Origin of the sequence: Bacteroides sp. CACC 737, from assembly GCF_013874375.1 — a bacterium.
Lineage (GTDB): Bacteria > Bacteroidota > Bacteroidia > Bacteroidales > Bacteroidaceae > Bacteroides > Bacteroides uniformis.
In genome coordinates this window covers 3,574,635-3,587,770 of record NZ_CP059408.1, presented here as the reverse complement: position 1 = coordinate 3,587,770, position 13,136 = coordinate 3,574,635, and the positions used below count along the sequence as shown (strand labels likewise).

14 protein-coding genes and 1 tRNA gene are annotated in these 13,136 nt (G+C 36.7%); 7 read left to right on the top strand and 8 right to left on the bottom strand.

Annotation, left to right across the window (positions count from 1 at the left end; translation table 11 throughout):
• Positions 1 to 5 precede the first annotated feature (5 nt).
• Positions 6 to 1,121, bottom strand: a complete 1,116-nt coding sequence (locus H1A11_RS15080) for a HigA family addiction module antitoxin (RefSeq protein ID WP_025076463.1) — start codon at positions 1,119 to 1,121, stop codon at positions 6 to 8.
• Positions 1,111 to 1,434, bottom strand: a complete 324-nt coding sequence (locus H1A11_RS15075) for a type II toxin-antitoxin system RelE/ParE family toxin (protein WP_005798232.1) — start codon at positions 1,432 to 1,434, stop codon at positions 1,111 to 1,113. The genes H1A11_RS15080 and H1A11_RS15075 overlap by 11 nt, the downstream gene beginning before the upstream one ends.
• A gap of 587 nt (positions 1,435 to 2,021) precedes the next feature.
• On the opposite strand from H1A11_RS15075, the gene H1A11_RS15070 reads away from it, so the two are divergent.
• From H1A11_RS15070 to H1A11_RS15060, 3 genes are all read left to right on the top strand, one after another.
• Entirely contained in the window at positions 2,022 to 3,245 is a 1,224-nt protein-coding gene (locus H1A11_RS15070; protein WP_149882669.1) for a site-specific integrase, read from the top strand.
• A gap of 225 nt (positions 3,246 to 3,470) precedes the next feature.
• Positions 3,471 to 3,977 carry a hypothetical protein gene (locus tag H1A11_RS15065; RefSeq protein WP_149882668.1) on the top strand — a complete coding sequence of 169 codons (507 nt, stop codon included), beginning with the start codon at positions 3,471 to 3,473 and terminating at the stop codon, positions 3,975 to 3,977.
• A gap of 352 nt (positions 3,978 to 4,329) precedes the next feature.
• Complete coding sequence (locus H1A11_RS15060) at positions 4,330 to 5,571, top strand: hypothetical protein (RefSeq protein ID WP_149883139.1); 1,242 nt, start codon at positions 4,330 to 4,332, stop codon at positions 5,569 to 5,571.
• Positions 5,572 to 6,002: 431 nt separating this feature from the next.
• Here the strand turns inward: H1A11_RS15060 and H1A11_RS15055 are convergent, their stop codons facing one another.
• Positions 6,003 to 6,659 (bottom strand): hypothetical protein, encoded by a 657-nt coding sequence (locus H1A11_RS15055; protein WP_149883060.1) that lies wholly within the window; start codon positions 6,657 to 6,659, stop codon positions 6,003 to 6,005.
• A gap of 118 nt (positions 6,660 to 6,777) precedes the next feature.
• On the opposite strand from H1A11_RS15055, the gene H1A11_RS15050 reads away from it, so the two are divergent.
• From H1A11_RS15050 to H1A11_RS15035, 4 genes are read left to right on the top strand one after another with little or no spacing between them, the layout of a single operon-like run.
• Positions 6,778 to 7,032, top strand: a complete 255-nt coding sequence (locus H1A11_RS15050; RefSeq protein WP_025076448.1) for a hypothetical protein — start codon at positions 6,778 to 6,780, stop codon at positions 7,030 to 7,032.
• A 7-nt stretch (positions 7,033 to 7,039) separates the two neighbouring features.
• Complete coding sequence (locus tag H1A11_RS15045; RefSeq protein ID WP_025076447.1) at positions 7,040 to 7,408, top strand: helix-turn-helix domain-containing protein; 369 nt, start codon at positions 7,040 to 7,042, stop codon at positions 7,406 to 7,408.
• A gap of 1 nt (position 7,409) precedes the next feature.
• Complete coding sequence (locus H1A11_RS15040; protein ID WP_149883138.1) at positions 7,410 to 9,014, top strand: phage/plasmid primase, P4 family; 1,605 nt, start codon at positions 7,410 to 7,412, stop codon at positions 9,012 to 9,014.
• Positions 9,011 to 9,925 (top strand): BT4734/BF3469 family protein, encoded by a 915-nt coding sequence (locus H1A11_RS15035; protein WP_149882456.1) that lies wholly within the window; start codon positions 9,011 to 9,013, stop codon positions 9,923 to 9,925. The genes H1A11_RS15040 and H1A11_RS15035 overlap by 4 nt, the downstream gene beginning before the upstream one ends.
• Positions 9,926 to 10,421: 496 nt before the next feature.
• On the opposite strand, the gene H1A11_RS15030 is transcribed toward H1A11_RS15035, so the two are convergent.
• The 5 genes from H1A11_RS15030 to H1A11_RS15010 form a co-directional block, all read right to left on the bottom strand.
• Positions 10,422 to 10,495, bottom strand: a tRNA-Ile gene (locus H1A11_RS15030).
• A gap of 92 nt (positions 10,496 to 10,587) precedes the next feature.
• Positions 10,588 to 10,899: a DUF4491 family protein gene (locus H1A11_RS15025; protein ID WP_005830847.1), complete on the bottom strand. Its 312-nt coding sequence runs from the start codon at positions 10,897 to 10,899 to the stop codon at positions 10,588 to 10,590.
• A 9-nt stretch (positions 10,900 to 10,908) separates the two neighbouring features.
• Positions 10,909 to 11,373 (bottom strand): Lrp/AsnC family transcriptional regulator, encoded by a 465-nt coding sequence (locus tag H1A11_RS15020; RefSeq protein WP_005830846.1) that lies wholly within the window; start codon positions 11,371 to 11,373, stop codon positions 10,909 to 10,911.
• A 229-nt stretch (positions 11,374 to 11,602) separates the two neighbouring features.
• Positions 11,603 to 12,469, bottom strand: a complete 867-nt coding sequence (locus H1A11_RS15015) for an FKBP-type peptidyl-prolyl cis-trans isomerase (protein ID WP_138346245.1) — start codon at positions 12,467 to 12,469, stop codon at positions 11,603 to 11,605.
• Positions 12,470 to 12,487: 18 nt separating this feature from the next.
• Complete coding sequence (locus tag H1A11_RS15010; RefSeq protein WP_138346247.1) at positions 12,488 to 13,081, bottom strand: FKBP-type peptidyl-prolyl cis-trans isomerase; 594 nt, start codon at positions 13,079 to 13,081, stop codon at positions 12,488 to 12,490.
• Between the last annotated feature and the right edge of the window lie 55 nt (positions 13,082 to 13,136).

Sequence of the window (13,136 nt, the reverse complement as noted above, 5' to 3'; positions counted from 1 at the left end):
ATATTCTATTTTATCTCTCTTGATATTGAGCTTTTAATAGAATACAAATTAATATCATGCTGATAAAATCCTAAAACAATAGCCTCATTGATATTATGTTGATGAGCAAATTGTTTTATTTTCATTTGCATTGCATGTGGAGAAATCATGGAATGTTGCTTGAGGAATGTATTCCATAAGTCTTTACCAATTAAAGAGCACTTGGCGAATTTGTTTGCTTCTTCCTCGCATTTATTTATTTCAGCTCCTTCTATGGCAATGTATTTCTGTTCTCTATTGTTAATAAGATGCATATAAACATGGTATATCTCATGCAATAAAGCGAAAGCATAATTATCGATTTTGTTTAATCGTAATGTTAATACAATGGTCGGATTTTTTCCTTGCCAAAAAGAAAATCCATCAATCGGTGTTTTGTCGAATTTAGACACTATAATAAATTTAATTCCATATCGTGACAGAATTTCTTTTGTCTTATCAATAGTGTTTATGTTTACAACAAACATTTGATTCAATTCCTGCACAAGTCTTTCTAAACTGTTTTCATCAAAATCGGCAACATCCGGCATTTGTGAACTTTGATAGAAAGCAAAATGTTTCCATGAGAAAATGTTAATTGGGTCGCTCTTTAAACATTCAGATTTCTTAAAATAAGAAAGTTCCTTTTCTGAAGAAAACGAAGCTATTAGTTCTTCAACTGAAGTTACGCCGAAAATTGAATATATTATTTTTATGTTTTCTGATATTTTCGTTCCAATAACATTTAATTTCTCGAAATATTTGACAGAACAATATTGAGAAATTACTTTCCATATCTCAATATTCTTTTTTCGTTCTACTATTTTCTTATTTATATTTGCTTGGTCTATATCATATTGATTTTGTAATGATAACCAATATGAAGCATCTATTCCTAAAATTTCCTGTAGCAAAACAGCAACTTCAGGAGTTACAGCACGACGTCCCTTTATAATATCATTGAGTACGGAAGTAGGCATGCTCATAAGTGAAGCCAATTCTTTTTGCTTCATTTCTCTTGCATCTAATTCATCCTTAATGATTTCACCCGGATGAATGGCTATACAAGGTACGCAATCGTTTAATTTGATTTTAGTCGCCATAATGGTTGGATATTTCTATTAATTCTATTTCAGTAATTATCAATGAACCGTCTATTGTGGAACTTTGAAATATTAATCTCCAACGTCCGGTACATCTAACCGATTCAAAGTCTTTTAAGTCACCTTTCAATCGTTCATAATGCAGACTTCCGATTCTGAATAAATCTTCTATTCTTGTGGCTGCTTTTAAATGATTATATGCTTTTATATAACCTTTGATTACATCCTTAGGAAGTCTCTTGTATCTTTTGTCATTGGTGCAACCCTCTTCCAATAACTCAATTAGTGCTTCATCTTCTGTATAGATATTCATGCAATTCGTTATCTTTCTGCAAAGATAAGTATTTTATTCTTTATGATAATATATATCATAGAATAAATTATCAAATTTGATAATTACATGATATTGTTTTTCAAATAAACAATAAAAAAGGATATATTGTTTCGTGAAAAACATCTTTTCAAAATTATTGGTGTGTTAATGATTGGCAAACCATTTAATTCAATTAATATGCTGCACTTATTCTATTTTCTATGTTTATTTTATGCTCGGAATCTTCAAACATAATCTGAAAATCAATGCGAACTCTTTAAAATTGAAGAATCGGATTCAATGGCTTTGAATGTTTAACTTTTATTATCTATTTATCGATAGCTGTATTTTTCCGACTTTTAGTGATACTTCTCAATAATGTTCTTGAAATGAGCGAAGCGTATAATTCTTATTTACAGACTAATATATATACTATGTTTTGCTATTATCGTTTTAAACCGTTTGAAACTAATATCTAAACTGCTCAAAACCAATATTCAAAAGGCTTCAAAACGTTTATATTTCCATTCAAATGAGGATATATAGACTATCGTAAGCAATTCCGCTTACGGGTAATCACTAAAACCATGTATAATTTTTCAAAAGACGGTATCGTAGTCTCTACGGTACTTGATGCACGTACTGCCAACAAAGAAGGCAAATATCCTATTAAAATCAAGGTTTATTATCAAAGAAAGCCCAAGTATTATTCTATTGGTATCTGCATGACAAAAGAAGAATGGAACAAACTGCCGGATAGCAAATCTTCTGAAAGCAAGAAAATCAGACAAGCCATTGAAAGTAGTTTTTCTTTAGTCCGTATGAATGTTGAAGCTTTGGCAGAGAAAGGAACATTCTCTTTCAATACGCTCAATTTACGTTTGGGAAAAGCTACCGGTGATACTCTGAACAGTGCCATACGAGCTAAGATTGAGGAACTGAAAAACGAAGAAAGAATCGGGACAATGCAGTTCTATCAAACTACATTGGTAATGGTTGAGGAAGTCGGCGGCAAAGATATTCCATTTAGTGCCGTTACGGTTGAATGGTTACAAAAATGCGAAAGACTTTGGTCGAAAACGAGAAGTATTTCTACAATCGGTATGCACATGAGAAATATTCGTACTTTGATGAATGAAGCCAAGAGAGCCGGCGTTATCAAAGAATCGCAATACCCATTCGGAAAAGGTCTGTTCGAGATAAAGACCGGTATCGGAAGAAAGAAAGGATTGACAAAGAAACAGTTGAAGGCCATTTTCGATTATAAGAGTGAAAATGAAACCACTAACAGATATAAAGACCTCTGGATATTCATTTACTTGTGCAACGGTATCAATCCGACAGACATGCTGAAATTGAAGTTCTCGGATATTGTGGACGGTGAAATATGTTTTGTGAGACAGAAAACAGAGCGCACGACAAAGAATAGGAAAGAGATACGTGCGGTTGTTTCTTCCCAATTACAGACAATAATTGACAAGTGGGGAAACAAACCGTTACCCGATAATTACATATTTCCTTATATGAAAGGGCATGAAACGGCTATAGAGCGTAAAGCGATTGTACGCGATGTTGTCAAGCGAATCAACAAACGTATGAAGTTGATAGGTGAAGAATTGGGTATCGGCAATATCACCACATACACCGCAAGACATTCATACGCTACCGTATTGAAACGAAGCGGAGCCAATATCTCTTATATAAGTGAATCCTTAGGACATACCGACCTGAGGACTACGGAAGCATATCTGGCGAGTTTCGAGAAAGAGGAGCGTGCTAAGAACACTAACCTTTTGACCTCGTTTTTGTAGCCTATATAGCCTATATGGGGTTCTTCTTACTTTCCTGCCCGGTAATTCTATTCATTAGGAAATCGGGCTTTCTTTATGCAAAATTACCGGTGCGAGAGCTTAATTCTGGTTAAGAATATAGTTAAAATACCTTTTTCTTTTATATTCCGACAAAAAAGAGGATATATGTAATGTCCGATGATTCATGTATTCGGAGTATTACTAAATTCAAAAATAAATAAAGTTATGGCACGAAAGAAAAAAGTAGAAGAAGAACAACCGGTGACTGCCGAAGTTGTAGAGACTAAAAAGAAATCTTCAAAGAAAGCACCAAAGACTAAAATGTCTGCTCAAAAAGAAAGCATACAGGAAACCGGTGTTCAAGAGCCGATTGTCAAAGAAGAAAATACGAAAGATTCTTTTAAAGACAAAGATTATACAATCGATGAGCTTATAGATATGTTAGGGCCGGATATTGATTGTGAGGATGATACAGAGTTTTCATTAACGGAAGATACTTCTTCACAAGAACAGAAATACACAATGGAGGATATGCTTGCTGTATTGGACGAGTCAATCGATAATGACGATGAAGAATGTGTTTCAGATGAAATACTTGATAAATTCGACAAGGCACTCGAAGAAAAAGGTTTGGGCGATGATTATTTTCAGAAGAAAGAAGAACGGCTTAAAGAAATGGAGCTGGAGCATGAACTTCACGAATTCGCCATTGATGAAATGCTGAATGAATAAGAATATCTAATTTTGTAACCTGTAACAGTCTCTTTATGAGATGTAACTTTGTGATGTGCCTTATTTTTTCTAATTTTGCATCGTCATGGCAACATGGCGGACATATTAGAAATTTAAGGTACACGAAAGTGTTTAACTGATTCTCTACGACGAAGTCTGGTAAACTATCTGTAGAACGGGAATAAGTTGGCATCTCTCGCGTCATATCCGTATATGGCGTGGGGACTGTTGCTTGTTTTAGTTCAAGGTCTTACCAGAGCCCGTCGTATAAAATAAGTTAATGGCCTCACGCTTTCTGCATTTATGAACTCTTCTGATTTGGGGCTAAGGGAGAAACGACATTCTGGTAATTATGAAGAAATTTTTATTAATGTTAGGTGCGGTAGCTTTATTTACTGCATGTAGTGATGACGGTGGTTCCGGTAGTGGCAATATCAATTATGAAGAAGGTTATAAATACCTTACGAATTTGAATGTGAGTGACGCCAAGATGATTTATCAGAAATCATCCGCAACAAGAGCAACAGGGGACGACTCTTATTACAAACTTGATTTATCAGGCAATGAAGTAAAGTTGTCAATCAAGGGAGAGGACGGGCAAGACCATAATATTGGTATTAGTAAGGTTGTCAAACTGAGTGATAAGATTATTCTGGTGAATCCTGTTGAACAAGATATTGTTGATTTGTTTTATAAACCCGGCCCTGATGATGATTATATATCTGTTAGCAATCAAAGTATTAGGTATCTCTCAATAGTAGATGTTCAAACAGAAAAGTTATACAGATGGCCGAAAGATGTACATATTGATTTGTATTACGGTTCATTGAAAACAATATTGGATAATCAAGGAAATATTTATATTGCTTCTTCTTCTAATTCAAATTATCCAGAATATAGACAAATATACAAATTGAATGTTTCAGATTTCACAATGCAGAAAATGTTACCTGATGAAGTTATATGTAATAATTTCACTGTAACCGATAATGGTTTTGTTGTGTATTGGAGTAGTCAAGAACAACAACAGAATTGCCGTGTGAAATGTCCGGGTGGCAGAATTTATCCGATTTCAGATACTTATACATTCATCTTTAACGGTAATTTATATTCCATTCGCAATAATGCGATTATTCAACATAAGACTATTGGAAATAATGACTTAGAAGAAAAAATAATATGCACCATATCTGATGAACAATTCACTGGGTATGGGGAATTTGCTGTTCCTAATCATGTGCGCAAAACACTGTTGCTGAATGAATATTATGAGTTTGACGGAGAAAAATGTACAAAACTTGATAAGCAGATTAATATTGGAGATATTCGCACAAATAAAGCATGGTACAACCGTAGCAATACAACTTTCTCAAAAATAGCAATGAAAGATTATCAAGAATCTCAGTTTCAAATTTTGGATTATGAAATACAAAGTCTTTCGGCAAATTCTGAAAGTTCTAATATCACATTCACCGGTTTCAGATATTCGGACGGCGCCAATGTTGTAGGAACTATCACAGAATCAGATGAAGTTGTTATCGATAATGTTGCAGAAAACGGAAACAAAATCATCAATCTTATTTCGTTGAACTAATATCAACTCAAAATAATATCCTCTTGTTGTGTCTATGCAGCAAGAGGATTTTTTATGCCTTAAAATCTGAACTATCGGAAAAACGAGAGTTCTATATGTGCTATGTTTCTCTAAATCAAGCAATATTTACGTTTCTTATTTAGCTCCATAAATCCGAGCTTACTATATACCCATATCCCAAATAAGGCTGCTTTCGTCTCCTGTATCGAGCTTTTCTCTTGCCTCCAATACTCGGTATAAAGAAGCAAGAATATATCTCAAATATGAAAGAATAAATTTAAAAGTAGAAAATTCTTACATAGTGAAGTAAATGAATGAAATGAACTAATTTTATACCTAAACTTTTTATAAAAGAGTATATTAATATAATATATAAAGATTTTTATATAAGAGTATAAAAAAGCTGTTCACTTCATTCATTTACTTCACTTTTATAATAAAAGGTCTGTACAGCAGAAGTCAGTATCGAAGTTTTCTATAATTGTCCATAATGGATCGTCATCAAACAATGGCTCTATTATGACTTCTGGTAGTTCTACTTTATTGGAAATCGGTGTTAGTCGAAAACCGGCAGTTTCAAATTTTCGTCCAATTTTACTGTGCATACCATAAGATTCAACGACCTCAAAGGAATACTCTCCTAAAAATTTCAATCTACAATATTTTTTTGGATACCAGCCAATGGTTATTTCGTCACTTTCATTCAAAGTGCTGAATTTATAGAAGTCAATCGTACTGAAACCTTTTGTTACGTCATACTTCTGTTCTGCTTTCTCACAGAAATCATCCCAACTCAAATATCCTAGTTTTCTGGCGTATAAAGAACAACTGGATAGACTAGGTTTAGTTTTGCTATTGATTAGTCCGAAATGGCGTTTTATTGAATCCTCGCTTACCTTATCCTCACTTTTATGCCCTTTTTTCTTATTGTCAATCCTATTGAGCTCCTCATCTAATGTCTCTTTGTTGATAAAAGAGCGGAGTTTCTCATAACTTCCGAGAGTTAATTGGATTTTTAACCGCTCCTTATACTCCTGTTTCAAAAGTTCAAATAGCTCTTTATCATATTTATAACTGTTACTTCCCATAATTCGTCATTTAAAATTTCCATAAAAGTACAATAAAAATTTCATCCCGTCAAATTTGCCACTAACCTGCTTTTTGAAATCCCGGTTAATTTGCAACATAATTCAAAATTAATGAGCTATGGACAAATTAAAGGATGATGTAATGCAGCAATCGAAACCAGGAAAAAATCACTTAAATACCAATTATTCTGGTTTGCCACTAACCTGCTCCTGCCGAGATGCCGACCTTTGCATCATAATTCTAAACAAAGAAATAATGGATGCAATAAAAGAAACATCAGCAAGCAAAAAAAACATCAAAAATCAAGAAAAGAAGAGTTTGCCACTAACCTGCATTTTTCTGTTTTCGGACTTTTGCATCAGAATTAAATGAATAAGATATGAAAACGGATTATAACAACTTACCAGAACGAATAGATTATTTGATTTCGGAAATAGCAGGGATAAAAGAGTTATTAACGCAAAGGATTCGAAACCCCGAAGAGATACCGAAATATTTGGATATAAACCAAGCACTGCTCTATTTGGGAAAGTTAGGATTTTTAATTAGCAGGTCAAAACTATATAAGTTAACCTCTGGAAATAATATCCCATGTCATAAATCTGATAACCGGATTTATTTCTTTCCACAGGAGTTGGATAGTTGGCTGTCTAGCCAGATTGAAAAGAAAAGTGAAACGAGCCAGAACTTTTCAGACCAATCAAAACAATTTATTATAAAAACGGCTCAATATAAAAACAGGAAATAAAATGAAAACGGATCTCAATATTATCAATATCTGTCTATCAGACACTCCTATGCAAGAATTCATTAGAGAAAATAGAATACTAGGTCGTATTATCAGTGCAATACCCGAAATCCCTTTTGAAAAAGTAAAAATAGGGGAATGTATACGTAAGGGTCGGGAAGATTTATTGTATGAGAATAAAAAAACAGGAGCAAAGCATACAAAAATAACAATTGAAGAGAAGTGTGTGTATGTATCTAAAGTTTTGAAAAAAGTTGCGGAGGAACATAATTCTGATTTTCTGATATTGGATGGCTTTTTGCATTATTTCAATGGTGCTTATTGGGAGAAAATTGATGAATCCGTTGCTTCGGATTGTATTTCTATGGCGGCAGAAAAAGCAGGATTTTTGCCTGTTGAGGCTCAGCAGGAAAACAATAAAAAGAAACTATTGCGACAATTTATTGCTGATTATAAGTGTCCTCCCATCCAAACGAAAGATGATGATTTAAGCATCTCTGTCAATCTAAGAAATGGAACCCTGAAATATAATAATGGAGAGTTTACACTTCGAGATTTTCAAAAAGAAGATATGTTGAGATACCAACTTTCTTTTGATTACGATCCTGATGCGACTTGTCCACAATTTGATGAATTTCTTGATTATGTATTACCTGAAAAACAAGCTCAAGATGTTCTTATGGAAATGATAGGGTACTGTTTTATTCCTACCCGCAAATTGAAGTTGGAAAGAAGTATGATGCTGTATGGCGAAGGAGCCAATGGCAAAGGAGTAATTTACGAACTAGTGAAAGAAATTCTTGGTAAAGAACATGTGACAGGATTCTCCATGGCTGCTCTTTCATTTGATGCGAATACAAGGGCACAGCTTAGTGGGAAACTTCTTAACTATTCATCTGAATTAGGTGGAAAATGTAATCCTGATATGATTAAGAAGCTGATAAGCGGTGAGGACGTGGAGGTAAAAACACTCTACAAAGATGTTTGGACTATGCAAGACTATACATGTAAGTTCATGTTCAACACTAACTCTTTACCTAAAGAAACAGAAGCGAATGTCGCTTTTTTTAGAAGATGGATTATTTTACCTTTTGATGTCACAATCGCGAAGGAAAAGCGAGACAAAAAACTTCCGGACAAACTAAAAAAAGAACTTCCCGGCATTTTTAATCGTGTAATATCCGGTATCAAACGGTTATTGGAGAGGGAAGACTTTACGGAATCGGAATTGGTAAACCGTACACTTGAAGAATATAAAATTCGTTCAAATACTGTTTTGTTCTGGGTAAAAAAAGAGGGGTGGTTTGCCGTTGTTCCTCCTGAAAATACCGAACGTAAATATGCGAATGTTCCACATATAGAACTTTCATTTTTATACCAAAAATATATTGATTTCTGTCGTAGCAATGGAATGCATCCAGCTAATAATATCACATTTAATGAGAGGATTAGAAAACTATTTTATGTCCAGACGAGAAGTACCAATAATGCTACATGGGTGTTTTGTGATAAGCCTAAAGAGAAGGATATTCCAGTTTCCGATGATACGCAATCTCCAAAAAGCTATGTGGAGAGATTTATAGACAATTTAAATGAAGAAAAATGAAAAATTCAACAGTCAGTTTGTTTGAAAGTTACAAGCAGAAACTTCCAATCGGGCAAGTGAAGCTATTTGATTGGGTATGTAGTGAACGTTACAAAGAAGAGGCGAAATACATTCGCTCTCTTTCAGAGAAAAGCGAACAACGGAAGTACAAGGCAGAATTGCCTTGTATCACTCCGAGTGGTATATTTTCTTATTGTAGTGATAAGTACTTGGATTTGCATAGCGGTTATATCTGCATTGATATAGACGGTGGCAAGGATAATCCAAAAATTACAGATTTTGAGAAGCTAAAACAGGATTTGTCAAGTATTGAATATATTGCATATTGCGGTTTGTCAATTAGTGGGAATGGTGTGTTCTGTCTGATACCGATTGAGCATCCTCGCTATCATAAAGAGCATTTTTATGCTTTGGAAAAGTTCTTTCGAGGCAGAGGCATTGTAATTGATACTTCATGTAAGAATGTGTCAAGGTTAAGGGGGGCTTCTTATGATGCAAATCCTATATTGAATTCCAATGCCTCAACTTTTACAGATAGAATAGAACAGCCTATTAGGCTAATTAAGCAACATACAAATGATGAGAATATGCAAGGTATTCCTATAATAAAAACACCCCAGAATATTCCCATGATTATGACACCCATACTACAACGAATAGGAGATAATCAAATGGATATAACGGGTAATCATCTACGTTGGTTTTCTATTGGTTGTGCTTTGGCCGGAGAATATGGGGAAGAGGGCAGATACATTTTCCATGCAGTCAGCCGGTTCTATAAGACGGAAAGTTATCAATACACTCGTGAAGAAACCGACATCATGTATGATTCATGCCTAAAGAACTATAACAAGTATAAATACACGATAAGAACGTTCTATTATTGGTGCAAAGAATACGGTATGATATAAATTTTATTCTAACTATCAATTATTTAATTATGATGAATGATAAACTTAAATTAGAGAAGGAGTCACATGCTCTACAGAATGAGAAATTACTTTTCTCAAAAAATGTTCGTGTTATACTGACTGGCAACCATTGTTCAGGTATGAGCTATACTTTCGAGACATTGCAGCTTATGAAAACGAAGAAACCATGAGGCGTATTTTCCCACCTGCTTTTATCGTGAAGAAAAGGGATAACTACCGGTATGTAGCTTATCCCTTTTTTTCTTCTCAAAATGTGTGCAATTTGTGTGCAAAATACCGAAACCAAGGATAACCTATACCAAAGGAAGAAACAGAAAGAAAAAGAATATCATTTACCGGTGTGTCACGTTTGTCATTGATTATCACCACTTTCCAAAGGTTGTGTGCAAATTGTGTGCAAGGAGTTTCAGTGTGCAAGAAAAAAGTCGCTACAAGGTTGCTTGTAACGGCTTGATTTTCTTTGTTTTATGCTTCGTGGACCAGCCTGGGCTTGAACCAGGGACCTCCAGATTATGAGTCTGTTGCTCTAACCAACTGAGCTACAAGTCCGATGCATCCTTGCTTGGATAGCGGGGGCAAAAGTAGCATTTTCTATTGAAATATGCAAGACTTTTGGATAAAATTCCTTATAACCTTTGTCCTTAGAACTTATAAGTTCGTTTTGGATTCTTGGGAAACCAGCCTTTTTTCACTCGTTCTTCCTGCTCGAATATCTCCTTGATGGTCCAGAACGAGGAAAATGCAAAGACGCCCAAAAGGGAGGCTATCATGATGTTCTCCGTATAAAGGGAGGCAATGATGCCGCCGATGCCGAGTAAAAGGAAAATCCACCAGCACTTGGTGCCCCAATAATATTCGGCTTTCACAACTATGGGGTGAAACAAGCCGATGATGAGGAATGTGCAGATACCTATGACAAGGCCCGACAGATGATATTCGTTCAAGAAATCCATTGTTGTTCGTTATTTCTCGGGGCAAATAGGAATCTCCTTCTTGATGCTCTGTTCCAGGGAAATCAAGGTCTCGGTAGCGGTTACGCCAGGAATCTCCTGCATCTTGTTGTTCAGCAAATCCATCAGATGCTCGTTGTCGCGGGCATATACCTTGGTCAGCATGGTGTACGGACCAGTGGTGAAGTGGCATTCAACAATTTCGGGAATCTTGCCCAGCTCGGCAACTACCGTCTTATACATGGAGCCCTTTTCCAGCTTGATTCCTACGTAAGTGCAGGTTCTATATCCAAGAGACTTGGGATTTACATGATAGCCTGAGCCCACAATAACGCCAAGGTCAATCAAGCGCTGTACACGTTGATGGATGGCGGCACGTGACACGCCACATTCAGCGGCTACGTCCTTGAAAGGGATACGGGCATTTTGGGAAATGATTTCCAGAATCTGCCGGTCAAGATTGTCTATTTTTTCCATAATAGTAAATAAGTAAAGTTCTTGTTGTTATCAAATAGTAAGCAAATATAGGACTTTATTTTAATTTATCTATGAAAATGGACAGAAAAATGAATAAAAGTGAGGGGTAACGATAAGACGCGGATTACGCGGAATATGCGGATTTGGTAAACTAAATCCGTGAAATCCGCGTAATCCGCGCCTAAAAGAAGTATCAAGAGGGTTTTGCCCCTCCCTTCGGATTGTTACATTACTTCTCGATACCCAGCAGTTCCACTTCGAATATCAAAGTAGAGAACGGCTTGATTTGGCTACCGGTTTCTCTTGAACCGTATGCCAGGTCGTAGGGGATATAGAGTTCCCATTTGGAGCCAACGGGCATCATAGTGAGGGCCTCAGTCCAGCCTTTGATTACTTGGTTGGCACGGAAGGTAGCAGGTTCTTTGCGCTTGTAAGAGCTGTCGAACTCTGTTCCGTCAATCAGTGTACCTTTGTAGTTTACTTTCACCTTGCTGCTGTCAGCGGGAACGGCACCGTTACCCTTGGTGATGATTTTGTATTGTAGACCGCTCGGAGTAGTTACTACACCTTCTTTAGTCTTGTTCTCAGCCAGGAACTTTTCACCGGCAGCTTTGTTGTCAGCATACTTCTCTGCAGTCGCTTTTTCTTTGATGGCATCCATCTGAGTGCGCATGTACTCTTGAGCTTTCATCATATCCATGGCACCACCCTTGCCAATGACACCTGCGACGAAACCTGCCAGCATATTTTCGCGGCTGATGCTTTGTGTAGAGTCATTACCGAAGATTTGCTGGTTGAAACCTTCTACCCATTGCTTGCTGACCATCTGGCCTACTTGCAGGCCGGTCATGTAGGCCACGTCTTTCTTATCGATTTTGGCTGCACCCTCGTTGAAACCTTTTAGGAATTCTGACATCTGGGTTGAGTCAATGCCTTGTTGTGCAAGATACTGGTCCAAACCTTCTGTACGTGCCATACCGATGGCGTAAGACAATGAATCGATGTCCGTCTTTAAATCAGCTTTCGGACTTTGAGCAGTACAAGATGCCATGCCGGCAGCTACTGCAAGAGCCATGAGAAATGTTACTTTTTTCATTTTGCTTTTACTTGTTGTTTATTTAGATAAAATTTTCTGTAATTCAACTTCGAATATGAGCGTGCTGTGGGGGGGAATCATCTCGCCGGCACCCTGCGCTCCGTATGCCAGATCACTGGGGATGTAGAGTTTCCACTTGGCACCTTCGGGCATAAGCTGAAGGGCTTCCACCCAACCGGGTATCACTTGGTTTACACCGAACGTGGCAGGCTGGCCGCGCTTGATGGAGCTGTCGAACAGCGTTCCGTCAATCAGTGTGCCTTCGTAGTGGCATTGTACCTGGTCGGTTGCTTTGGCATAGTGACCGACGTTTCCTTCTGTGATAACTTCGTATTGAAGTCCGCTGGGAAGCGTAACAACTCCCTCGCGTTTTTTGTTCTCTTCCAGGAACTTTTTGCCGGCTTCTATGTTTGCTGCGTTCATCTTCTCCTCCAGTTCGGCGAAGTACTTGTTGACGATGTCACGGGCTTCTGTGTGGCTGATTGCCGTCTGGTTGCCCTCCAAAACGTCTTTGATTGCTTGTGCAAAGTCATCTACTGCAATGCCTTTGGCACCCATGCTTAAAAGATTCTGACCTATTCCAAGGCCGATAGCATAACTGAATTTATCCATAAGATTCTTTTGTTGACGACCGGATTGGTTTCTTTTCCAGTCTATTGCAAATTTA